The sequence below is a fragment of the Myceligenerans xiligouense genome (genome assembly GCF_003814695.1).
Lineage (GTDB): Bacteria > Actinomycetota > Actinomycetes > Actinomycetales > Cellulomonadaceae > Myceligenerans > Myceligenerans xiligouense.
This window is the reverse complement of record NZ_RKQZ01000001.1, coordinates 976,740-1,000,486: the sequence shown is the minus strand read 5'-3', so window position 1 is coordinate 1,000,486 and position 23,747 is coordinate 976,740. Positions and strand designations below refer to the sequence as shown.

General features: G+C 71.5%; 16 protein-coding genes. 3 read left to right on the top strand and 13 right to left on the bottom strand.

The features are described 5' to 3' along the window. Positions 1–42: 42 nt before the first annotated feature. Entirely contained in the window at positions 43–1,065 is a 1,023-nt protein-coding gene (locus EDD34_RS04160) for an ABC transporter permease (RefSeq protein WP_123813452.1), read from the bottom strand. After that, a complete protein-coding gene (locus EDD34_RS04155) occupies positions 1,062–2,582 on the bottom strand; it encodes a sugar ABC transporter ATP-binding protein (protein WP_123813451.1) in 1,521 nt (506 codons plus the stop codon). Before EDD34_RS04155 ends, EDD34_RS04160 begins: the two co-directional genes overlap by 4 nt. A gap of 131 nt (positions 2,583–2,713) precedes the next feature. On the opposite strand from EDD34_RS04155, the gene EDD34_RS04150 reads away from it, so the two are divergent. Continuing rightward, positions 2,714–3,910 (top strand): ROK family protein, encoded by a 1,197-nt coding sequence (locus tag EDD34_RS04150; RefSeq protein WP_123816310.1) that lies wholly within the window; start codon positions 2,714–2,716, stop codon positions 3,908–3,910. Next, complete coding sequence (locus EDD34_RS04145) at positions 3,907–4,578, top strand: ThuA domain-containing protein (RefSeq protein ID WP_123813450.1); 672 nt, start codon at positions 3,907–3,909, stop codon at positions 4,576–4,578. Before EDD34_RS04150 ends, EDD34_RS04145 begins: the two co-directional genes overlap by 4 nt. Before the next feature lie 67 nt (positions 4,579–4,645). Here EDD34_RS04145 and EDD34_RS04140 read toward each other — a convergent pair whose 3' ends face one another. From EDD34_RS04140 to EDD34_RS20820, 8 genes are all read right to left on the bottom strand, one after another. Continuing rightward, positions 4,646–7,693 (bottom strand): 3-keto-alpha-glucoside-1,2-lyase-like domain-containing protein, encoded by a 3,048-nt coding sequence (locus tag EDD34_RS04140; RefSeq protein WP_123813449.1) that lies wholly within the window; start codon positions 7,691–7,693, stop codon positions 4,646–4,648. Between the two features lie 90 nt (positions 7,694–7,783). After that, positions 7,784–10,264 carry an NAD-dependent DNA ligase LigA gene (gene ligA, locus EDD34_RS04135; RefSeq protein ID WP_246012629.1) on the bottom strand — a complete coding sequence of 827 codons (2,481 nt, stop codon included), beginning with the start codon at positions 10,262–10,264 and terminating at the stop codon, positions 7,784–7,786. A gap of 108 nt (positions 10,265–10,372) precedes the next feature. After that, complete coding sequence (locus EDD34_RS04130; RefSeq protein ID WP_123813448.1) at positions 10,373–11,884, bottom strand: flavin-containing monooxygenase; 1,512 nt, start codon at positions 11,882–11,884, stop codon at positions 10,373–10,375. A 140-nt stretch (positions 11,885–12,024) separates the two neighbouring features. Then, on the bottom strand, positions 12,025–13,281 hold the full coding sequence (locus tag EDD34_RS04125) for a cytochrome P450 (protein WP_123813447.1): 1,257 nt from the start codon (positions 13,279–13,281) through the stop codon (positions 12,025–12,027). A gap of 22 nt (positions 13,282–13,303) precedes the next feature. Further along, positions 13,304–13,912, bottom strand: coding sequence for a GTP-binding protein (locus tag EDD34_RS04120; RefSeq protein ID WP_123813446.1), 609 nt, complete (start codon positions 13,910–13,912; stop codon positions 13,304–13,306). Then, a complete protein-coding gene (locus EDD34_RS04115) occupies positions 13,893–14,249 on the bottom strand; it encodes a DUF742 domain-containing protein (protein WP_123813445.1) in 357 nt (118 codons plus the stop codon). The genes EDD34_RS04120 and EDD34_RS04115 overlap by 20 nt, the downstream gene beginning before the upstream one ends. A gap of 28 nt (positions 14,250–14,277) precedes the next feature. Next, complete coding sequence (locus tag EDD34_RS04110; RefSeq protein ID WP_207274383.1) at positions 14,278–14,691, bottom strand: roadblock/LC7 domain-containing protein; 414 nt, start codon at positions 14,689–14,691, stop codon at positions 14,278–14,280. Then, the gene (locus tag EDD34_RS20820) at positions 14,688–16,436 is read right to left on the bottom strand and encodes an ATP-binding protein (protein ID WP_211341480.1); all 1,749 of its coding nucleotides are present in this window, start codon (positions 16,434–16,436) and stop codon (positions 14,688–14,690) included. Before EDD34_RS20820 ends, EDD34_RS04110 begins: the two co-directional genes overlap by 4 nt. A gap of 243 nt (positions 16,437–16,679) precedes the next feature. Between EDD34_RS20820 and EDD34_RS04100 the strand changes: the two genes are divergently transcribed. Next, entirely contained in the window at positions 16,680–18,860 is a 2,181-nt protein-coding gene (locus EDD34_RS04100) for a prolyl oligopeptidase family serine peptidase (protein WP_123813444.1), read from the top strand. A gap of 102 nt (positions 18,861–18,962) precedes the next feature. On the opposite strand, the gene mnmA is transcribed toward EDD34_RS04100, so the two are convergent. From mnmA to EDD34_RS04085, 3 genes are all read right to left on the bottom strand, one after another. Next, positions 18,963–20,201 carry a tRNA 2-thiouridine(34) synthase MnmA gene (gene mnmA / locus EDD34_RS04095; RefSeq protein ID WP_123813443.1) on the bottom strand — a complete coding sequence of 413 codons (1,239 nt, stop codon included), beginning with the start codon at positions 20,199–20,201 and terminating at the stop codon, positions 18,963–18,965. Then, the gene (locus EDD34_RS04090) at positions 20,198–21,445 is read right to left on the bottom strand and encodes a cysteine desulfurase family protein (RefSeq protein ID WP_281277781.1); all 1,248 of its coding nucleotides are present in this window, start codon (positions 21,443–21,445) and stop codon (positions 20,198–20,200) included. The genes mnmA and EDD34_RS04090 overlap by 4 nt, the downstream gene beginning before the upstream one ends. A 98-nt stretch (positions 21,446–21,543) precedes the next feature. Next, positions 21,544–23,664, bottom strand: a complete 2,121-nt coding sequence (locus EDD34_RS04085; protein WP_123813441.1) for a PhoX family protein — start codon at positions 23,662–23,664, stop codon at positions 21,544–21,546. Positions 23,665–23,747: the final 83 nt, after the last annotated feature.

The following is a 23,747-nucleotide window of genomic DNA, read 5'->3' as shown; positions in this document are numbered from 1 at the left end:
GTTCGGGTCAGGTGGCTGTGGGAGTGGGCCCCGGAGGGCCGGTCAGGTCGACTTCGACCGGTTGGCGAACCGCTGCTGCAGGAGCACGGCGGCCACGATGATGGCGCCCTTGGCGACGAGCTGCGCCGAGGTCGACATGTTGTTGATGGTGAACACGTTGGTGAGGATCGTGAAGATCAGCACGCCGAACACGGTGCCGACGATCGTGCCCCGGCCGCCGATCAGCAGGGTCCCGCCGACGACGACGGCCGCGATGGCGTCCAGCTCGTAGAGCATGCCGTGCGTGGAGGTGCCGGCCGTGGTGCGCCCGAGCATCATCACGCCGGCGATGCCGGCGGTCAGACCCGCCAGGGCGTAGATGTACAGGGTGTGCCGCTGCACCTTGATGCCCGCCAGCCGGGACGCCTCGGCGTTGCCGCCGATGGCCACGGTCCGCCGCCCGAAGGTGGTGCGGTTGAGCAGGAACCATCCGGCGACGGCGACGGCCGCGAAGATCCACACGAGGATCGGGATCCCCAGTGGCTCGCTCCGGAAGAAGTCGATGAACGCGCCGCTCTCGACCCGCTGGGTCTGGCGGTTCGAGATCATCTCGGCCAGACCACGCGCGCTGGCCAGCATGGCGAGGGTGGCGATGAACGGGACCACCCTGCCGTAGGCGATGATCACACCGTTGATCGCTCCGGCGGCGATGCCGACCACGAGTGCGGTGGAGACGATGACGATCCAGTGGGAGTTCTCGGCCATCGACTGCGTTGCCAGGGTTGTCGCCCAGACGGTGGTGAGGCCCATGACGGACCCCACGGACAGGTCGATGCCGCCGGACGTGATGACGAAGGTCATCCCGATGGCGAGGACGCCGATGACCGCGGCGAGGCGCAGGATCGTCATCACGTTGTCGATGTTGGCGAACCGTTCGCCGCCGGAGATGACACCGAAGACGCAGAGGAGCAACAGGGCGACGACGAGGCCGAGGTTGCGTCCGGCGGCCCCGTGGAGCCAGGCGCGTCGCCTTGTCCCGTCGTGCTTCTCGGTGTCGGCCGGTGGTTCGGCCAGGGGACGTGTCATGCGCTTGTTCCTTCCATGACGAGGTCGAGCACCTGGTGCTCGTCGATCTCCTGCGCGGGTGCGCTGCGCACGACCCGTCCGTCGGACACGACCAGCACCTGGTCCGCCAGTCCCAGCACCTCGGGGATCTCGCTCGAGACCACGAGGACGGCGGTGCCCGCGTCGGCCAGGCGGCGGATGAGGGCGTAGATCTCGGACCGCGCCCCGACGTCGACGCCGCGGGTGGGTTCGTCGAGCAGCAGCACCTCGCACCCGTGCACGAGCCAGCGGGCGAGCATCGCCTTCTGCTGGTTGCCGCCCGACAGGGTGCGGATCGCGCGGTCGACGTCCGGGGGCCGGAGGTCGAGGGCGGTGGCCTGCTCCTGCGAGGCTGTCTTCTCCGCGCGTTCGTCGAGCCATCCGGCCTGGGCCATGCGGCTGAAGGTGGAGAGGGTGATGTTGCGGTAGACGGGTTCGTCGAGCACCAGGCCCTGGCTCTTGCGCTCCTCGGGGGCGAGTCCGACGCCGGCGGAGACCGCCGCCGCGACGGACCCGCGGCGGACGGACCGTCCGTCGAGGGTGACCGTCCCCGCCGTGGCGCGGCGTGCGCCGTAGATCGTCTCGAGGATCTCGGAGCGGCCGGAGCCCACGAGCCCGGCGAGGCCGACGATCTCTCCCGCGCGAATGCTCAGGGAGATGTCCTCGAAGGTCCCGGCGAGCCCGAGGCCGTCCACCTCGAGCCGCACGGGGGCGCCCTCCGGCACCCCGGGGCGCTCGGGGAACGCGTACTCGACGTTCTTGCCGGTCATGAGCTGGATGAGTTCTTTGGTGGTGGTCGAGGCGACCGGAAGGTTCCGGCCCACGGTGACGCCGTCCTTGAGCACGGTGATGCGGTCGCCGATGCGGCGGATCTCCTCGAGGCGGTGGGAGATGTAGATGATCGCGATGCCCTGGCCGGTGAGTTCCTCCACCACCCGGAAGAGGTTGTCGACCTCGCCGGAGTCCAGGACGGCCGACGGCTCGTCCATGACGATCACCCGTGCGTCCCGGGACAGCGCCCGCGCCATCGAGACGATCTGCTTGCCTGCCGCCGACAGTGCGCCGACCTCCTGATGGGGCGTGATCTCCGGGTGGCCGAGGCGTTCCATGAGGCGGCGGGTGCGGGCGGCGGCCTCCCGCCGCTGCGTGAAGCCCGCCGACGCCAGCTCGTGGCCGAGGTAGATGTTCTCCGCCACGGTGAGTCCCTCGACGACGTCGAGCTCCTGGTACATCGTGGCGACGCCGTGTTCGAGGGCCGCCACGGGGTGCGGGATCCGGATCTCCGCGCCGTCCAGCCGGATCGTGCCGGCGGTGGGCTGGTGGGCCCCGGCGAGGACCTTGATGAGGGTCGATTTCCCGGCCCCGTTCTGCCCCAGGAGGCAGTGCACCTCGCCGGGTACGACGTCGAGGTCGACGCCGTCGAGCGCCTTGGCGCCCGGGAAGTGCTTGACGATGCCTTGCATCTGCAGCAGCGGTGCTGTTGGGTCTCCAGTGACCATACGCCGACCCTAGGTGCGACTTCTGCTCACTGTCAATCATAAGTTCCGGTACTTTAGGACTGTTACCGGCCCGTGACCGGGTTCCGTAGTCGATCAAGTGGCAGCGAAAGGTGGCATGGTTCACTGTGCTCATGGAAGGGCTGGCGAAGTTCCCGCCGCGACCGACGGGGGCGGGTGAGATGTTCCAACTGTTCCGGAACGGCGCACCACGCACGCGCGCCTCGCTCGTTGCCGAGACCGGACAATCACGATCGACGGTCGCCGCACGCATCGACGCACTGCGGTCCGTCGGCCTGCTGGCACCGGCGGGAGAGGCCACCAGTACCGGTGGCCGGCCACCGTCGACCTTCGCCTTCGACCCCGCCTCGCGCCTCGCGCTGGGTGTCGACCTGGGAGCCACCCACGCGCGCATCGCCGTCACCGACCTCGCCGGGGAGCCGATCACCCAGATCGACGAGCCGCTCGCCATCGCCGACGGCCCCGATCGGGTCCTGACATGGGTGGCCGAGACCGGCAGCAAGCTCGTCACCCAGGCCGGACGCCGCATGGACGAGCTCGCCGGCGTCGGCATCGGCCTTCCCGGCCCGGTCGACCACAGCACCGGCCGGCCCGTCAATCCGCCGATCATGCCCGGCTGGGGCGGGGCCGACGTCCCGGCCGAGCTGTACGCGCGGCTCGGGGCGCCCGTGATGGTGGACAACGACGTCAACATCATGGCGCTCGGCGAGCACCGCACCATGGCCCCCGACGTCGACGACCTGCTGTTCGTCAAGGTGGCGACCGGCATCGGCGCCGGCGTCATCATGGACGGGCACCTGCGCCGGGGAGCCCAGGGGGCCGCGGGCGACCTCGGGCACGTCACCGTGCCCGGCGCCGGCGACATCCCCTGCCGGTGCGGCAACAGCGGCTGCCTCGAGGCGGTCGCCGGCGGCGGCGCCATCGTGGCACGCCTGCGCGACGCCGGCGCCGAGGTCGAGACCACCCAGGACATCGTCGACCTCGTCCGGTCCGGTGACGTCGCCGCCGGACAGGCGGTCCGCCAGGCCGGGCGCGACATCGGCAGCGTGCTGGCGGCTTCCGTCAGCCTGCTGAACCCCGCGCGCATCGTCGTCGGCGGCATCCTCGCCGGCGCCGGCGAGCACCTCATGGCCGGCATCCGCGAGGTCGTCTACCAGCGCTCGCTCCCCCTGGCCACGCGGGACCTGCGCATCACACCGTCGGAGGCGGGCGCCCAGGCGGGCGTCGTCGGGGCCGCGACACTTGTCATCGAGCAGTATCTCGCGCCATCGTCGGTCGACACGCTCATCGCAGCCAAGGAGGACTCGTGACCACGCGTACCGCACTCGTCGTCCGGGGAGGTTGGGAGGGGCACGATCCCGTGGAGACCACCGACCTGTTCGTACCCTTCCTCAAGAACGCAGGATTCGACGTCGTCGTCGAGGACTCGCTGGAGATCTACGCCGACGAGGAGGTCATGGCCCGGACCGACCTCGTCGTCCAGTCGTGGACGATGGGCGACATCCTGGTCGAGGAGATGCACGGGCTGCGCGTCGCGGTCGAGAACGGCACCGGCCTCGCGGGCTGGCACGGAGGGATTCTCGACGCCTTCCGCAACGCCACCGACTTCCAGCACATCGTCGGCGGCCAGTTCGTCGCCCACCCCGGCGACTTCGTCGACCACGAGATCGTCGTGCAGCCCGAGCGCGCCGGCCATCCGGTCGTCGAGGGCCTGGAGTCGCCGATCCGGCTGCACACCGAGCAGTACTGGGTGCAGCACGACCCGGCGTGCGACGTCCTCATGACGACCACCCATCACCCCCGCCCGGACGCACCGTGGCACGAACCCGTCACCGTGCCGGTGACGTGGACACGCCGGTGGGGCAAGGGGCGCGTCTTCGCCTGCACCGTCGGTCACTCGGTCGCGGAGCTCGAGCATCCGGCGATCCACCAGATCATCACGCGCGGGCTGCTCTGGGCGGCGCGCCCCGCACAGTAGACGGCTCGCGACGCGACGACGCCCGGGACGTCACCGTCCCGGGCGTCGTCAACTGCCGCGGCGCGCGTCAGCCGGCGTCCGACAGGTCCTTCACCCGCACGTCGCGGTAGGAGATCGTCTCCCCGCCACCGTGGTTCTGCAGGCCCACGTACCCCTGGGCGAGGTCACGAGCGGGGTCCGTGCTGACGAAGTCGTTCACCAGCACCCCGTTGAGGAACACCCGGATGGTCTGGCCCACCACGCGGATCTCGTAGGAGTTCCACGACCCCGGCGGGTTCAGGGCCTGCTCGACGGCCGCCGTGTCCGCACCCTGGAAGGTGTAGATCGCCCCGGTGGTCCGGTCCGGCTCGTCGCTGGCGTCGATCTGGATCTCGTAGCCCTCGTTCACCGCGACCCACGGGTCGTCGCCCGGGTCGGGGAAGCCGACGAAGACGCCGCCGTTGTCGTCCGTCACCAGCTTCCAGTCGAGCTTGAGGCTGTACTGCCCCAGTTCCCGGCCGGTGTGCCAGAGCAGACCCATACCGCCCGTGCTGCGGATCGAGCAGTCGCTCTGGCGGCCGAACGAGCCGGCGCCCGCCAGGCGCCACTCGTCGAACGACTCCAGGGTGCCGTCGAACAGGGCCTCGTAGCCCCGCTCGTAACGTTCCGGACGGCAGATGTCCGTGTGCCGTCCGACCACGAGGGCGTCGAGGTTGACGTTGCCGTCGTCCTCCTCGTCGTAGCGCAGCGTGATGCTGTTGACGCCCTTGCGCAGCGGCAGCTCCCGCGTGGCCGTCGCCCAGGTCTTCCAGTCACCGGTCGACTCCAGCGCCCACGGCTCGACCTCGGCGCCGTTGACCAGTACCGACAGGGTCTTGGCGCCTTCGAAGGGGTGGGGTCCGTTCGCGTACCGCAGGCTCACCGGCCAGGAGCCCGCGCGGCGGACCGAGGTGGTGAACGTGGCCGAGGCACCCACGTCCCCGAACCCGTCCACGAACCCGGAGCCCGAGTAGCCGCTGTGCTCGGTGTCGACGTTCGCCGATCCCCGGAGTGTCGCCTCCTCGGCCTCGTGGTAGCCGCGCTCAGCCGGGGACCGGTACCCCGGGACGGTGTTGAGCGTGTACCAGGCCTCCGTGTTCCACAGCTCCCGGCCGGCGGCGTCCGCGAAGGGGCGCGGGCTGCGCAGGTGCACCACCCGTCCCGGTTCGAGCCCGTCGACGGTGAGCGACACCTTCGTCCGGTCCCGCGAGACCCGGGCGCGGGAGACGAACAGCGGCCGCTCGTCGACCTTCGGCCCGCCGTAGGCGCGGGTGGGAACGTAGCGCCAGTGGTCCATGCGGAACGCCGCGTTCGGGTCCTCGGCGATCTTCGCCACCGTCTCCTCGGACAGCGGCTGCGTGTACTCGACCTCGAAGCCCTTGCGGGTGGCGCGCATCTCGGTCATGTCGAAGGCGTTCTCGCCGTTCGGCACGAGCTTCTGCAGGCCGTACCGCAGCTTGCCCGGCTCGCTCCAGTTGCCGCCCTCGCCGATGCCGCCGACGTACAGCGCCCCGTCGGGCCCGACGACGGTGCGGTTGACCCCCGCCTCGAGACCGGCCGAGTGCCGGAAGACCGCGCCCTGGTACTCGCCGTCGACCTTCTCGAGGAAGCCCCGCTGCAGACCGCCGTAGGTGACGTCACCGAACACGAGCTGACCCGCGTACGGCCCCTCCTCGATCCGTACCGGCGAGCTCGGCGAGTTGCCGATCTCGTTCTGCGGCACCCACAGCGCGGGAGCGCTCACCGGCTCGTCGTCGAACGGGCCGGCCGGGTTGGTGAAGTGGTTGAAGAACCTGCCCTGCTCGATGTGGACCAGCTTGGAGCTGGGCAGCCAGGCGCCCTGGTTGTCCATCACGAACAGCTCGCCGTCCGGGCCGGTGACCATCCCGTTGGGCGTCCGGAGGCCGCCGGCCACGTACTCCACCTCGCCGGTCTCCCGGTCGACGCGGATCGCGGTACCGCGGTTCTCCGCGGGCTGCGGGTCCGTGGTGGCGCCGCCGTTGTCGATCGCGACCGACAGGCTGACGTAGAAGTAGTCCTCGTCGTGCAGCAGGCCGAAGGCGAACTCGTGGAAGTTGCCGCCGAACGGCCACTCGGCCACCGTGCGGTGGGTGTCGTGGAAGCCGTCCCCGTCGGGGTCGGTCAGCTCCGTCAGGGCGTCACGCTCGGAGACGAAGATCGAGTCCCCGATCACCGCCACGCCCATCGGGTTGAACAGGTCGGTGGCCACCTTCTCGACCGTCACCTGGTCGCGGGAGGTCTCGCCGGTGACGTTGTCCAGCAGGAAGACCTCGCCCGGTTCCGGGTCCTCGACCCAGCCGCCCGGGCTGACGGATCCGGAGGTCACCACGACGAGGCGGTCATCGGCGGTCCAGTCCAGCGCCGCGACCATCGGCTCGAAGCCCTCGGGGCGCAGGTCCGTGAGGCTGTAGCCGGGGTGGACGGAGTCCAGGCGCATGCCGTCGCCCGCCGTGTCGTCCTGCCCCTCGCAGTACTTGGTGCCGGGTGCCGTCACGCGCACGACACCGGCCTCGGTGCTGAGGACCGACGAGGGCACCACCTCGAACTCGGTGGTGCCCGGCGGGCGCCACTCGAGCTTGAGAACCTGGTCCCCGGTGTTCTCGAAGTACTCGACCCGCAGGTCGTGGTGGCCGGAGGTGAGGGCGACGGACCCGTCGGCGGGCTCGGCGCCGTGCAGGCCGTCGTGGTCGACGACAACGCTGTCGTCGATGAGCAGGCGGGAGCCGTCGTCGCTGGTGAGCCGGAACTCGTAGGTGCCGTCGGCCGGGACGGAGAGGTTGGCCAGCGCATGGGCGATGAAGCGGTCGCCCGTGCCGAAGTCCGCCTCGGTCGAGTAGTCGATGGTCGGCTTGAGCTGGTCGACGTTCGGCGTCTGGCCCGAGCGGAGCGTGCACAGCTCGCTGATGTCGCGCGCGACGTCGTAGGTCCTCAGGGTGACGCCCGGTTCCTGCGGGGGCAGATCGTCGGCCGCCGCGGCGACGGGGACGGCTCCCGCCAGCACGGCGCCTGTCGTTGCGGTGACGGCCGCGAGCGCGACCGCCCGCCTGGTTCGGATGGTGGATCCTCGCGAGCGCATGCGCCCTCCTCGGTCGACTTTGACCTTGCGGGGACGAACCTACGAGGGACTTCTGCTGATCGTCAAGCAGAAGTTGTCAAGTCGTCGACATTACTCGGAGGGCAGTGCAGCCGGACCGCCCTCCAGGAGGGCCTTGAAGCCGTCCTCGTCGAGGACGGGCAGCCCGAGCTCCTCGGCCTTCGCCGCCTTCGACCCGGCCTTCTCGCCCACGACCACGTAGTCGGTCTTCTTCGACACGGAACCGGCGGACTTGCCGCCCGCGGCGATGACCGCCTCCTTGGCGCCGTCACGCGTGAAGTCGACCAGGGACCCGGTCACGACGACGGTCAGCCCGGCCAGCGGGCCTTCCGGCTCGGCGCCCTCGGCCGCCTTCTCCGCCATCACCTGAGGTCCCGGGTGGTCCGGCGTCGCGAACCGCACTCCGGCCGCCTGCCACGCCTCGACGATCTCCAGGTGCCACGGGACGTCGAACCAGGCGAGCAGTTCGTCGGCGATGACCGGGCCGACGCCGTCGACCGCGGCGAGATCCTCCCGTGACGCGGCGCGGATCGCGTCCAGCGAGCCGAACCAGTCCGCGAGGGCGCGGGCGGCGACCGGGCCGACGTGCCTGATGTTGAGCGAGACGAGCTGCCGCCACAGGTCCTTGGTCTTGGCCTTCTCCAGCTCGTCGAGCAGTTTCTCCGCCGCGGAGGAGACCTCGTAGACGGGGTGGTCCTTACGGATGCCCCGCTCACGCCGCTCGGCCTGCGTCAGGTGCTCCGTCCCGGGCGGGTACGTGGTACCGACCCGCTTCTGGAACGGCCGGGCGACCTTGGCCCGGATGGTCGTGCCCTCGAGCTCGACCTCGGCGTACTCCCCGGTCTCCTCCCCCTGCTTGTTGACGTCGCGCGGTTTTGGCAGCCCCGTGTCCCTGTCGCGGACGATGACGCGGATGGGCCGCAGCTGGTCGACCGTGAGGCCGAACAGCCCGGCCTCGGTCACCAGCGGTGGCGTGGCGGGCTCCAGGGGCTGCGTGAGCGCGGCGGCGGTCACCTCGCCGAGCGCCTCGATGTCGAGGCCGCCGCGGGAGCCGATGTGCTCGACCCGTCCGCGCACCTGCGCGGGGCAGGACTCCGCGTTGGGGCAGCGCAGGTCGACGTCGCCCTCCTTCATGGGGCGCAGCGGCGTGCCGCACTCGGGGCACCCGGCGGGCATGACGAAGTCCTCGCGCGGGTAGCCGTCGTCGGCGAGTGCGGCGACAGGGCCGAGGATCTCGGGGATGACGTCCCCGGCCTTGCGCAGCACCACGACGTCACCGATGCGGACGCCCTTGGCCCGCACCACGTCCTGGTTGTGCAGGGTGGCCTGACGGACGGTGGAGCCGGCGACCTTGACCGGCTCCATCACCGCGTACGGGGTGGCCCGGCCGGTGCGCCCGACGCCGATCTGGATCGCGAGCAGCCGGGTGTTGACCTCCTCCGGCGGGTACTTGTAGGCGATGGCCCAGCGCGGCGCGCGGCTGGTGGCGCCGAGGGCGGCCTGCTGCTCACGGCTGTCCACCTTGACGACGATGCCGTCCAGCTCGTGCTCGATGTCGTGCCGGTGCTCGGCGAAGTACGCGATCATCTCGCGCGCCCCGGCGAGCCCGTCGACCACCCGGTTGTGCGGGGACACCGGGATGCCCCACCGCTCGAAGAGCGCGTAGGCGTCCGACTGCCTGGCCAGCTCCGTGTGCTCCCCCGTGGTCCACTGCAGCGCGCCGACGCCGTGGGCGTACATGCGCAGGCCCTCCAGGCGGGCGAGCCCGGCCTCCAGGTTGAGGCCGTCCTTCTGTTCCAGGAGCTGCCGCAGCCCGCCGGCGGCGGCGTTGCGGGGGTTCGCGAACTGGGGGAACCGGCGCAACGCGGCGAGGCGAGCGCGTTCCTCGTCGAACGACCTGCCTCCGGCGTGGTCGGCCGCACGGTCCCGCGCCTCCCGCACGACCCGCTCACGGAACTGCTCCTGCAGCTCGTTGAGCCGGGCGAACGTGGCCACGGGGATGAAGACCTCTCCCCGAACCTCCACGAGATCGGGATGCCCGTCGCCCTCGAGCCGCTGCGGGATGCCGGCGATGCGCAGGACGTTCCGCGTGACGTCCTCGCCCTCACGGCCGTCCCCGCGGGTCACACCGCGAACGAGCCTGCCCTGCTCGTAGACCAGGGAGATGGCGAGCCCGTCGATCTTGACCTCGCACAGGTAGCTCGGCGCGACGTCCTCGGCCAGGCCGAGGTCTCGGTGCACCCGGGCCGCCCACTCGGCGAGCTCGTCGGTGCTGAAGACGTTGTCCAGCGACAGCATCCGCTCGACGTGCGGGACGGTCACGAACCCCGCGGCGGCCGTCCCGCCGACGGTCTGCGTCGGCGACTCGGGCGTGACCAGCGACGGAAACTCGGCCTCGAGGGCGGTGAGCTCACGCATCCAGCCGTCGTACTCGGCATCGGACACCTCGGGGGCGTCGTGGGCGAAGTACGCCTCGCGCGCACCCTCGATGCGCTCGGCGAGCGCCGCCCAGCGGCGCTGGGCGGCGATCTGCTCGTCCGCGGCGGTGTCGATCGGCGCGTCCTCGAGGACGACGGACTGGATTTCGGCGTTGCGCTCGGTCACGGGTCCATCATGGACCGGCTGTCGGACATCCGCGCCGCCCGGCGCCCGGCGGCCGGGTCAGGCGTCGACGGTCACCTCGCGGTTCGCGATCTTCTCCTTGAGCTGCGGCAGCAGGGGCGCGTAGTCGCTCGGGTCCAGGGGCAGCAGCCACTGCTTGATCCTCTGGCCGCGCGAGACGTCGATGCCGATGTCGGCGAGCGTCTCGTCGATGTTGTGCAACGAGAACGGGATGACGTTGGTGCCGCGTGCGTGCTTGCCCTTGGTGCGCTCCTCCATCCACCGCACCCGCTCGGCCACGGCGGCACGCCGCTCCTCCAGCGGCGGCAGGTCGAGGACCCCGGCCAGGTAGGCGCCGATCCACAGCGCACCCACCTCGGCCGACAGCGGGCTGAAGAGTGACGAGTTGTACCCGGCGAAGGTCAGGTTGGCCACGTCGTGCGGGAGGATCTGGTGCCAGAACTCGAAGTTGCCGTTCTCGTCCTGGAGGCGCTTGGCGATGGAGTCGTCCAGGAAGGGGATCCGCTGGTGGAACCCGGTGCCGCACACGACGACGTCGGCCCGCACGCTCTCGCCGTCGGTGAGCTCGGCCATCGGCTGCCCGTCGTCGGCGATCACGAAACGGGAGATCTCGGTGTCACGGTGGACCGCGATCGTCCCGGCGGCGACCTGCTCGTAGAACCCGTCGGTGGACAGCGAGATGGTGCTGCTGGCGATGTCGGAGAACTCGCCGTGCGGCACGAGGCCCAGCTTCTTCAGCCCGAGCTGGGCGGTCACGAACGCGCCCAGCGAGTTGACCATCCCCTGCCGCAGGGGGTCGCCCGCGCCGTGCAGGAACCGCTCCATGCGGGTCTCCTGGGTCTGGTACCGGAACAGGTTCTCACCCAGGCGGTTGAGCAGGAGGTACTTCATGTTGAGCGCGCCGGCGATCTTCTTCGGCATCTTCCACAGCAGGTGCCGTGCGACGACCGTGGTGCTCGCGGCGACCTCGCCGATCTCCGCGGCGACGTCGCACGCGGACTTGCCGTAGCCGACGACGACGACGTGCTTGCCACGGACGGACTCCACGTCGTTCAGCTGGCTGGACGCGATGAGCCGCCCGCCCGCGCGCACCAGGTCCGGATAGCCGTCGTAGCGGGGCAGGACCGGGTCGGAGAAGATGCCGTTGGCGACGACGAGGTGGTCGAAGCGCTCCGGCGCGCGCAGCGGAGCGCCGGACGGGCGCGCGGTCACCAGCCAGCCGTCCTCCTCGGGGGTCGGCTCGGCGCGCACCACCTCGGTCGAGAGGCGCAGGGCCGGCTTGAGACCGAACGTGCGCACGTACTGCTCGAGGTAGGCCTGGACCTGCGTCCCCGTGGGCCACTCGGGGTACTCCTTGGGCATCGGCAGGTCCGAGAAGGCGTAGGAGTCGCGGTTGTTCTGCGTCCGCAGGCCCGTGTATCGGCGGGTCACGCTCCACACGCCGCCGACGTCGGGCGCCTTCTCGTAGATCGTGACCTCGTGCCCCAGTTCCTTGAGCACCTTGGCGGTGGCGAGCCCCGCGAAACCGGCTCCGACGACGGCGATCCTCACTGTTTCCCCTGCTCCTTCGTCCGGAAAGAATTTCCTTGCGACAATCCGGTCGAATGGTAGCGCTATTTACCCTATCGGGAATAGGGGGTATGCGAGAAATGCTCAGCTCGTGCGACCGCGGCGGACCGGTCCTCCGCTGCTCACCAGCGGCTGGCCTGGAGCGGCTCGGTGAACCGCACCGGGAGGGCGGCCGGGTACCGGGTCCAGAGGGAGCGCGCCATCCGGATGTCCTCCGGTGCCGTGTCGAGCCGCATCTGCGGGATCCTGTGGACCACCGCCGAGATCGCGGTGCGCCCGATGATGGACGCCACTCGCTGCGCCGGGCAGCTGTGCGGCCCCACGCCCCAGGTCAGGTGGTAGCGGCCACCGGCGTCGGACAACGGGTCGTCGATGAACAGGGCCGGGTCCGCGTTCGCCGCGGCGATCGCCGGGATCAGCGCGTCGCCGGCCGCCACGACGCGGCCCCCGAGCTCGCAGTCCTGGCGGGCGAAGCGCGGCAGCACGTTCACCACGGGCGGGCGGATCCGGGACGCCTCGTCCACCGCGCCCGTCACGTCGAGCCGGCCCCCGTACAGCCGCGCGGCGAAGCGGTCGTCGGTCAGCAGCATGTGCAGCGCTCCGGCCACCCACGCGACCTCGGCGTCGTGCGCGATGACGAACATCTCGGCGAGCGTGGTCATCACCTCGACATCGTTGTCCATCGCGGAGTGCTCGAGCATGGCCGTGGTCAGGTCGTCGCCCGGTTCGAGCCGGTGGGCGGCCACGTGCTCCATCATGATCTGCATGATCTCCTCCGACGCGGCCACCGCCGCGTCGGTCGCCGCGTAGATGTCACGGGTCAGCGCGCTCATGCGCTGCGCGTCGGAGTGGCTCAGGCCCAGCAGTTCGGCGAGCAGGTGCACGCACAGCGGCACCGTGAAGTCGTGGATCAGGTCCGCCTGGCCCCGGTTGGCCAGCCCGTCGAGGATCGCGTCGCACGCGACCTCCACCGACACCCGCAGGCGCGTCTCGTCGATCGTCGTGAACGCGTCGTCGATCGGCGCCCGCAGCCGGCGGTGGCGCGGTCCGTCCACGTAGTAGGCGTTCTCCCGCGGCGCCATCACCGCGAGCAGGCCCGCCGGGAGGGCACGGTGCCGCACGTAGGTCCAGTTGCGCGGATCGCGCGAGAACATGATCTCGCTGCGCAGCATCGAGGCCGCTTCCTCGTAGCCGAGCACGAGCCAGGCGGGGACGCCGGGAACGATGTCCACGGGGGCCAGAGCGCCCCACTTCTCGCGCAGGCGCTCGTAGTCGGAGTACGGGTCGAGCACGTCGTGATCACCGAGCATCACCGGCCGGTACGGCACGTCCTCCAGCCTGGTCCGGTCGGGGCCCACGTTCAGCCTCCTGGGTTGCATGTGCGGCTCCCGGCCGACCGCGTCACGCGGGGGCCTTCTGGAATGCTGGGAAGGTCAGGGCGTGCTCGACCAGCTGGACCAGAGCCTGGGCGGACGACGTCCGGTTGCGCGCGTCGCACCGCACGATCGGCGTGGTGGGGAGCAGGTCGAGCGCGGCACGGATGCGCTCCACCGGGTACTGCGGCGAGTCCGGGAACTGGTTGATCACCACGGCGAACGGCATCTTGGTGCGCAGTTCGAGCTGGTCCAGGACCTCGAACGAGGACTCGATGCTGCGGGTGTCCACCATGACCAGCGCGCCCACGGCGCCGTCGGCCAGGCCGGCCCACAGGTCCCAGAAGCGCCGCTGCCCGGGCGTGCCGAACATGTACAGCGCGATCTCCTCCGACACGGTGAGGCGCCCGAAGTCCAGCGCCACCGTCGTCGTCTGCTTCTCGGGCAGGCCGGGATCGATCCCCACGCTCGCGGTCGTGATCTGCTCCTCGGTGCGGAGGGGCTCGATCTCGCTCACCGAGTCGATCAGGGTCGTCTTGCCCACCCCGAAAGCGCCCACCACGAGCACCTTCACGGAGCGTGCCACCGACGGCGCGAGGTGCTGGCCTGTTGTCGGTTCAGATGTTGCGGAGTCCATCGAGCACCTTCTCCAGGATGTCCCGTTCAGGCAGGACGTGCGCCTGGTGGTTGGAACGGATCGTGAGATGGCCGGAGTCGACCAGGTCCGAGACCAGCACCGCGACCAGGCTGACCGGTAGTGCCAGGTAGGCGGCGACCTCGGCGAGCGCGAGCGTTCCCCGGCAGAGGCGCACCAGGTCACGTTGCTGACGGGTCGCCGTCGTCGGAGCCGGCCGGCCGTCGACGGCAACCAGCAGCGTCTCCGGGCGCAGGGTGTTGCGGGTCGGGTGTGCGCGCCCGGACGTCAGGACATACGAACGGACCGGATGGTCCCGATATTCGTCCCCCTGTGACATATAGAGCTACCGCCTCTCCTCGATGAGGTCAGTTCTCCCTGGCCTCGGTACCCAGGGTGCGTTCCCCGATCATCAGAACCTGCGCCTGCATCTGCTGCGCGACCAGGGCCGGGTCGATGTTCGACTCGGTGATCACCGCGAGCCGCGAGCCGTCGCCGGCACCGCGGACGAACAGGAAACCGCCGTCGAACTCCACGACGATCTGGCGGATCGAGTCGCTGGTCCCGAACTCTCTGCTCATGCCGATTCCCAGCGCCGCCAACCCGGCACAGGCGGCCGAGACCTTGTCCGCGACATCCAGCGGAGTCTGGTCGGTCCGCACCTTCATCAGGCCGTCCGACGTGAGCACCACGACGTGAAGCACACCCCGCACGCCACTGATGAGCTCGAGCATCCAACTGTTCTCGTCGGCCTGTGTCATGCCTTCGGCCTGCGTGGTCATCGATCCTCCGAAGTCGCGCCGGCATCTGCCGACGGATCGCTGCTGTCAATTACGTTCCCAGGCGTCTTGTCCACGCTGAAGAAGGCCCCCATCCACTGGCCGGCCTCCTCCGCCGACTGCTGTCGGACGGGCCTGCTGTGCTTGCCGTTGGACTCCCCGGACGTCACGGGAGGCATGGCTTCCGCCTCCTCACGGCGTGACCGCCGCTGCGGCAGGACCATCGGCTCTGGGAACTCGTCGTCGTCCGGACCGGTGCGGGCCGGACGGGTCTCTGGGGCCGGTGTGCCCGGCGATGTGGTGGTGGTCGTGTCGGGCCCCTCCGGACGCTCGCGACCGGGTGACGGCCGGTCGGTGACGGTCGCCGACAGCGTCGACGGAGACGGCCATGGTTCGTCGCTCAGCGTGGGCTCCTTCTCGTCGGCCGCGTCCGTGGCGGGGGCGGTCCGACCGGACGGCACCGCCGGGTCGATGACCTCGGCCGCCGCCGGCCGCGGCTCCACGGGCAGGTCGGCCGGGGCGGAGACGTCGGCGATCGCGGTCGCCGCCGACGGCGCCCCGCGGCTCGGCAGGTTCGGCGTCGTCGGCACCGCGGGGACGCGCACGGCCTCGCCGCCGGTACCGCCGAGGTTGGAAGGCGCCACGGGCTCCGTGAGCTCGCCCGGGATCATGACGATCGCCCGCAGGCCGCCGTAGACCGATTCGGTGATGTCGACGCGGAACCCGTGCCGGCGCGCGTAGGTGCCCACGACGGCGAGGCCGGTCTGCGGGATCTCGCCCAGGTCGGTAATGCTGACCTGCTTCTTGCCCGAGGCGATGTCGCGCGCCTGGTCGAGCTGCTTGGCGTCGAGGCCGACACCGCAGTCGTCGATCTCGATGACCGCACCGCGCTGGACCTGGCGCAGCGCGACCAGCACCTGCGTGGTGGGCGGGGAGGACTGCGTGGCGTTCGCCAGGAGCTCGGCCACCAGGTGGATGAGCGGCTCGACGATCCGTGCGGAGACCGCGACGCCCGGGTCGCCCGAGACCTCGACACGGTGGAAGGCGGTGATGCGCCCGGCCGCGCCCTGCACGACGTCGGGCAGCGCGAGCGGCTCGTTCCACTGCTGGCCCGGCCACTCGCCGCACAGCGCGGCGAGGCTCTGCGCCTGCCGCGCCTGCTGGGCGGCGGCGTGGTCGACGCGCATCGACGTCTGCAGGATGTCCGGGTCGGTGGAGTGCCGCTGCACCATGCGCGACGCCTCCTCCTGGATGCGGTGCGCGGAGGCCTGCACCTTGCGCCCCAGCGAGACGACGGCGACCTGGACAGCGTCACGCCGGGCGACGCGCTCCTCCTGGACCTGGGTCAGCGCGATCCCGGCCTCCTCCAGGCGCTTGAGCGACTGCTCGTCGTCGATCCGGGGCAGCGGCGGCACCGGGTCGTTCGCGAGGAAGGCGGGCAGCTGCTGCGTCACGAGCGCGTCGAGGGCGGCGCGGCGCTCCTCGGCGATCTTCTCGAACACGTGCGACCGGTGCACGTACATCCGGCCCTCGGCCACGTCGGTGTTCGCGCTGCGCTGCGCGACGATCGCCGCGACGACGGCGAGGAGGATCGCGGCGACACCCACGATCCAGCCGAGCGCCTTGCCTCCCCACTGCGACGTGTAGAGAGCGGGCGCCACCAGGACGAAGGCGGCGACGCCGACGACACTGACCCAGGGCGCGACCTGGCGCAGCCTGCTCGGCGGAGTAGAAGACGTCGAGCTCACAGAGCCGGTCCCCCCATGTTGGATTTCATCGTCGGATCCACGCGGAACGAGGACGGCACTCCAGGGCCTTCCTCGCCGACGCGGCGCGACGAGGGCGAAGCCCTCATCAGGGTTTGAGTTCTACCACAGGACGAAATCCGGCGGTACCCCTCAATCGCGGTGTGAACAGGAATTTTCCCCCGGAACCGCCATGTCTCGCCACCCGGTGGCCGCGGGCCACTTGTGAAAAGTTAGTGTTCCCTCATGACTGCCGCACCCAGCACCCCGCTCGACCCGAGCGACGACCCGTACACCTGGCTCGAGGACGTGTCGGGCGACGAGGCACTGGCCTGGGTCCGCGAGCGCAACGCGGACATGTCCGCCCGCCTCGACGGCGAACTGTTCGGCACGATCGAGAAGCAGGTCAGGGAGGTGCTCGACGCCGAGGACAAGATCCCGCACGTGTCCCAGATCGGCGAGCACTACTACAACTTCTGGCGGGACGCCCGGCACGTGCGCGGAGTGTGGCGGCGCACCACACCGTCGTCGTACGCGACCGACCACCCCGACTGGGAGACGGTCCTCGACCTGGACGCGCTGGCCGAGGCGGAGGGCGAGAGCTGGGTGTGGCACGGCGCCTCGATGCTGCGGCCCACCCCGGAGCAGCTCGCCGCCGGCGAGCCGTGGCGCCGGGCGCTGGTGGACCTGTCCCCGGGCGGCTCGGACACGGACGTCACGCGGGAGTTCGACCTGGTCGACAAGCGGTTCGTGCCGGCGGCGGAGGGCGGTTTCGTCCGTCCGGCCGCCAAGGGCAGCCTGGGTTGGGTGGACGCGGACACGGTGTACCTGTCCACGGACTTCGGCGAGGGCACCACGACGACGTCGGGCTATCCCCGGATCGCGAAGCTGTGGCGCCGGGGCACGCCGCTCGACGCCGCGGTGACGGTGTTCGAGGGCGAGGAGTCGGACGTCGCGGTGTCGGCGCGGCGGTCGCGCACGCCGGGGTTCGAGCGCGACGTCGTGGTGCGGGCGCCGTCCTTCTTCACGAGCGAGACCTGGCTGGTGACCGGCGTCGGGACGCCGGACCAGGAGCTGGTGCGGATCGAGGTCCCCGACTCGGCGAACGTCGGGCTGCACCGGGAGTGGCTGCTGGTGCGGCTGCGGGCGGACTGGGAGGTCGCCGGGGGCGACGGCTCGAGCGCCACGTACCGGGCCGGATCGCTGCTCGCCGCACCGCTCGACGCGTTCCTGGCCGGGCGGCGGCGGATGACGGTGCTGTTCGAGCCGACCGCGACACGATCGCTCGCCGGAACCGCCTGGACCCGGCATCACCTCGTGGTGAACGTCCTGGACGACGTCACCAACCAGCCCCACGTGCTGACGCCGCCCGACGTGCCGGAGGGTCCCGACGGTGCCGCCTCCGTGCTGGGACGGCCCTGGGCGCGGTCGGAGCTCCCCGTGTCGGGCGAGCTGCTCTCCGTCGGCGTGAGCACGGTCGACGCCGTCGACTCGGACGACGTCTGGGTGACCACCGCCGGCTTCCTCACCCCGCCGACGCTGGCCCGCGGAAGCGCGGCACCCGATGCCGGCCCGGGGGGCGGGCCGGCCACGCCGGTGCCGCTCAAGGCCGCCCCGGAACGCTTCGAGGCCGGCGGCCTCGTCGCGAGGCAGCGGTTCACCAGGTCCGACGACGGCACCCGCGTGCCGTACTTCGTCGTGGGCCGCTCGGACGTGCTCGACGGGGACGCGACAGCGCCGACGCTCCTGTGGGGCTACGGCGGCTTCGAGATCGCGCTGCAGCCGGCCTACTCGGGCACGATCGGCCGCGCCTGGCTCGAACGCGGCGGGGTGTACGCGGTCGCGAACATCCGCGGCGGCGGGGAGTACGGGCCGGCCTGGCACCAGGCCGCGCTCCGGGAGAAGCGCCACAAGGCCTACGAGGACTTCGCGGCCGTGGCCCGCGACCTCGTGGCGACCGGGGTCACCGAGCCGCGTCGCCTCGGGATGGAGGGCCGGTCCAACGGCGGCCTGCTCGCCGGGAACATGCTCACGCGGTACCCGGACCTGTTCGGCGCGGTGATCGTGGGGGTGCCCCTGCTCGACATGAAGCGGTACTCCCACCTGCTGGCCGGGGCCTCCTGGGTGGCGGAGTACGGCGACCCGGACACCGACGACTGGGAGTTCCTGCGCGGCTTCTCGCCGTACCACCTGTTCGCCCAGGACGGGGAGCACCCGCCCGTGCTGTTCACGACGTCGACCAAGGACGACCGCGTGCACCCGGGCCACGCCCGCAAGCTGGCGGCGCTCATGCTCGCGCACGGCAAGGACGTCACGTACTACGAGAACGTCGAGGGCGGCCACGGCGGCGCGGCGGACAACGCCCAGGCGGCCTACATGGCGGCCACCCACTGGACGTTCCTGTGGAGCCGTCTGGCGGGGAACTGACCGGCTGCCGACCACGCCATTTCGGCTGGTGGTCACGCTCCCACGAGGCAGGATGGCGTGGTCGCCGAAATGGCGTGGTCGACGCCCTGGGATGACGGGGGGTCAGGCGCGCCAGGAGTTGGCGACCGTGGCCTGGCCGAGGACTCGGGTTCCCGCGTAGGCGACTACCGACTGGCCCGGGGCCACGCCGCGCAGCGGGTCGCCGGTCAGTTCGATCTCCATCGTGGCATCGCCTGCCGTCGTGTCCGACGGCGGTCCGGGCGTGCGGTCGGCACTGGGCGTGCGGTCGGTGCCAGGGACCGCCCGGACGCGGGCCGGGACAGGAGCGCCGTGTGCCCGGATCTGGATCTCCGCGGGGAACCAGCCGCCGTCGTCGGACGGGACGGTGTCCAGGACGCCGTCGAACCAGATCGCCTTCTCCCCGGCGATCCGGTTCACGCTCAGCAGTTCGGCAGGGCCTACCACGACCGTGTTGGTCGAGGTCTGCACGTCGACCACGTACCGCGCCTTCCCGTCCGCGGCCGGGCGGCCGAGACCGAGGCCCTTGCGCTGGCCCACCGTGAACGCGTACGCGCCGTCGTGCTCGCCGACCACCTCGCCGCCGGTGTCCACGACGGCGCCGGGCCGGGAGCCGAGGCGCTCGCGCAGGAAGCCGCGGGTGTCGCCGTCGGCCACGAAGCAGATGTCGTAGGAGTCCGGCTTCGCGGAGACGGACAGGCCGCGCCTCGCGGCCTCGGCCCGGACCTCGTCCTTGGTCGCGAAGCCGCCCAGCGGGAACATCGCCCGCGCCAGGCGCTCCGGTCCCATCACGGCCAGGACGTAGGACTGGTCCTTCGCGGTGTTCGGGGAGCGGTGCAGCTCGCGGACCACCCGGGCCGCGCGGTCGCCGGCGGCGTGCCCGTCGCTCCCGGGGCGGGCGGCGGCGCCGTCCCAGGTCTGCTCACGGGTCTCGATCCGGGCGTAGTGTCCCGTCGCGACGGCGTCGAAGCCGAGGGCCGTCGCCTTGTCGAGCAGCGCCTCGAACTTGATGTGCTCGTTGCAGCGCACGCAGGGGTTCGGCGTGCGGCCGGCCTCGTACTCGGAGAGGAAGTCGGCCACCACCGTCTCCTCGAACGTCTCCGACAGGTCCCACACGTAGTACGGGATCCCGAGCACGTCGGCGGCACGACGGGCGTCGCCCGCGTCCTCGATGGAGCAGCAGCCGCGCGAGCCGCTGCGGAACTGGTCACGGTTGCGCGACAGGGCCATGTGCACGCCGACGACGTCGTGCCCCGCCTCCACCGCGAGCGCCGCGGCAACGGCGGAGTCGACACCGCCGGACATCGCTGCGAGGACCTTCATGCGCGGCCACCTCCGACGAGTCCCGCCGCCCGGGCGCGTTCGACCACCTGCGGGAGGGCCGCGGCGAGTCGTTCGACGTCGGCCGGTGCCGAGGTGGTGCCGAGCGAGAACCGCAGGGCGCCGCGTGCCGTGGTCTCGGGCACCCCCATGGCGAGCAGGACGTGCGAGGGCTGGGGCACGCCGGCCTGGCAGGCGGAGCCGGTGGACGCCTGGATGCCCGCGGAGTCCAGCAGGTAGAGCAGGGAGTCGCCCTCGGCGCCGGGGAACACGAAGTGCGCGTTGCCGGGCAGGCGTCCGCCGGGGTCGGTCCGTGGGTCGGGACCGCACAGCATGGCGTCGGGGACGACGTCGCGCACGCGGGCGATCAGCGTGTCGCGGAGGGCGGTGACACGGGCGGCGTGGCTCTCCCGCCCGGCGACGGCGTCGCGGACGGCCACGCCGAACGCGGCGATCGCGGGCACGTCGAGGGTTCCGGAGCGGACGCCGCGTTCCTGGCCGCCGCCGTGCAGGACGGCGTCGAGCGGGAGGTCGCGGCGGGCGAGCAGGGCGCCGACGCCGGCGGGGCCGCCGAGCTTGTGCCCGCTGACGGTCATGGCGTCGGCGCCGGACGCGGCGAAGTCGACGGGGAGGTGGGCGACGGCCTGGACGGCGTCGACGTGGACGGGGATGCCGTGGTGCCGGGCGACGCGGACGACGTCGTGGACGGGCTGGACGGTGCCGACCTCGTTGTTCGCCCACATGACCGACACGAGCGCGGTCTCGGCGTGGTGCTCGGCGAGTTCGGCGCGCAGGGCGTCGAGGTCGAGCCGGCCCTCGGCGTCGACCGGGAGCAGGACCACCTGGGCGCCGGCGTGCCCGGCCAGCCAGAAGGCGGGGTCGAGCACGGCGTGGTGCTCGACGGCGGACACCAGGATGCGCGTCCGGCGCTTGTCCTCGGCGCGCCGGCCCCAGAACATGCCCTTGATCGCGAGGTTGTCGGCCTCGGTGCCGCTCGCGGTGAAGATCACCTCGCTGGGGCGCGCACCGAGGGCGGCTGCCACGGTCTCGCGGGCCTCCTCGGCGGTGCGCCGGGCGGCACGGCCGGCCGAGTGCAGCGACGAGGCGTTGCCGGTGTGGCGGGCGTGCTCGACGAACGCCGCCAGCGCGGCCGAGGTCATCGGCGTGGTGGCGGCGTGGTCGAGGTAGGTACCGGTGCCCGGCGGCGGCTCGGAGCCGTCCGGGTGCCCGGTGACGGGCTCGGTCAGGGAGGCGGTCACGTCCATCAAGTCTACGAACCGCGAAGGAGTGCTGTTGCTTCCCGAGGCGGACGCCGGACCCGCGGCCCGGCGTCCGCCGGAGAGCGTCAGCGGCGGTGGCCGCGCTTCCGGTACACCTGCACGGTGGACGGGCGGGGGCCGCGCCACGATCCGACGGGCCCGCGCTCGCCCTCGTCGAGGTAGTCCGGGAAGTAGGACGTCTGCTGCGCGAACGAGCCGTCGTCGCCCGGGTGCTGGACGTTGACGTAGACCATCTGGTCGCGCAGGTCGATCAGCGGGCCGCAGGCCTCCGCCCCGCGGGGCACCGAGAGGAACTGCTCCACGTTGCCGCGCTCGCGGCCGGTGAGGGTGACCCGGAAGACGCCGTCGCACTTCCCGATCGCGGAGGGCTGGCCGTCCGTGGAGATCCACAGGTTGCCGTCCGTGTCGAACGCCACGTTGTCCGGGCAGGAGATCGGCGACACCTTGTCGGCCGGGAAGCCCGAGAAGTAGGTGGAGTCGTTCACGCTCGGGTCGCCGGCCACGAGCAGCAGGTTCCACGCGAACCAGGTCGACGTCTGGTCGCCCTCGACGATCTCCACGATGTGCCCGTCACGGTTCTCGTTGCGCGGGTTCGGCTCCGTCGCGCCCTCCCGGGTGCCGGTGCCGCGCTGGGAGTTGTTGGTGCAGGCGACGTAGACGTTGCCGGTGAACGGGTTCGGCTCGACGTCCTCGGGGCGGTCCATCTTCGTGGCGCCGACGCGGTCGGCGGCGACGCGGGTGTAGAGAAGAACCTCCTCGACGGACATGCCGTCCACCGCGGAGGCGCCGTCGACCACGAGCGGAAGCCACTCGCCGGTACCGTCGAACGCGCCGTCGGACGGCAGGGCGCCGGAGCCGTCGAACTCCCCGGCCGGGGAGTCGCCCTGGAACTTCGCGACGTACAGGTCGCCCTCGGTCAGGAGCGTCTTGTTGTACGCGCGCGTGCGGCGGTCGTCGCCGTCCCGCATGGCGTTCTTCGAGACGAACTTGTAGACGTACTCGAACCGCTCGTCGTCGCCCATGTACACCACGACCCGCTTGTCGGGGGCCACGATGACGTTCGCGCCCTCGTGCTTGAGCCGGCCCAGCGCGGTGTGCTTGACGGGAGCGGCGGTCGGGTCGTACGGGTCGAGCTCCACGATCCAGCCGAAACGGTTCTTCTCGTTCTCGTAGCCGGCGTTCCTGGTGTCGAAGCGCGGGTCGTCCAGCTCCCAGCCGTACCGGGTGGCGCTGGTGGCGATGCCGTAGCGGGCGTCGCGCTCGTCGTCGCCGCTCGCGATGAGGTACCCGTGCCAGTTCTCCTCGCCGGAGAGCACCGTGCCCCACGGCGTCGTACCACCGGCGCAGTTGTTCAGTGTGCCGCGGACCGTGGTGCCGGCCGGGTCCTCGACGGTCTTCATCGCGTCGGTGCCGGCCGCCGGGCCGTCGATGAGGAACTCGGTGTCCATGTGGATGCGGCGGTTCTTCGGGGCGATCCGCAGGTAGTCCCACGGCCCGCCCTCGCGCCTGCGAACGACCTCGACCACGGACATGCCGTGCGCGGCTCGCTCCACGGCACGCTTGGTCGCGTCGTCGTACGAGTCGTCGAACATGATGTCGCGGTTGGTGTACTCGTGGTTCGCCACGAGGATGCCCCGGCGGCCGCGGCGCGTCTCGACCATGGAACGCAGGTCGCGCGGGTTCGCGGGCAGGATGTCGAGGTAGTCGCAGTTGTAGCCGAACTGGCGCTCCTGCTGCCGGACGGACTGCGCGGTCACGTCGAAGGCGTGCCCGCCGGGCAGGATCGGGTCGCCCCACCGGATGATGGGCGACCACTCGTAGCCCTCCGGAACGACGACGTCGTCGACCGTCCGGTCCTGGGTCGCGATGGGGCCGAAGGACAGGCCCTTGCCGCGGCCGTGTCCGCGCCCGGTGAGCGCGGCGGCCTGCGCCGGCTCCGCGCCGAGCACCTCGGCGCCGACCACGACCGCGCCCGCCGCGGCGGCCAGGCCGCCGAGCATGACGCGGCGCGACAGCGCCCGGGAGGCGACGTCGCGGAAGTACTCGTTGGCGCTCGTGTTCGGCGCCGGGTGCGCGCACTGGTCGGCGCACTTCCAGTAGCAGGTGGCGGCGGACCGCTTGCCGCGGGCGTAGTGGGGGGTGGTCGCGACGGGCAGCAACTGCCGCGACTCGGGAGCGATCGTCATCGTGGTGACTCCGGTCTGGCGGGGAGGGGGGACGGTCGCCGCCGACGCTATGAGCGGCCCGTGACCTCGCCCCGACCGGGTAT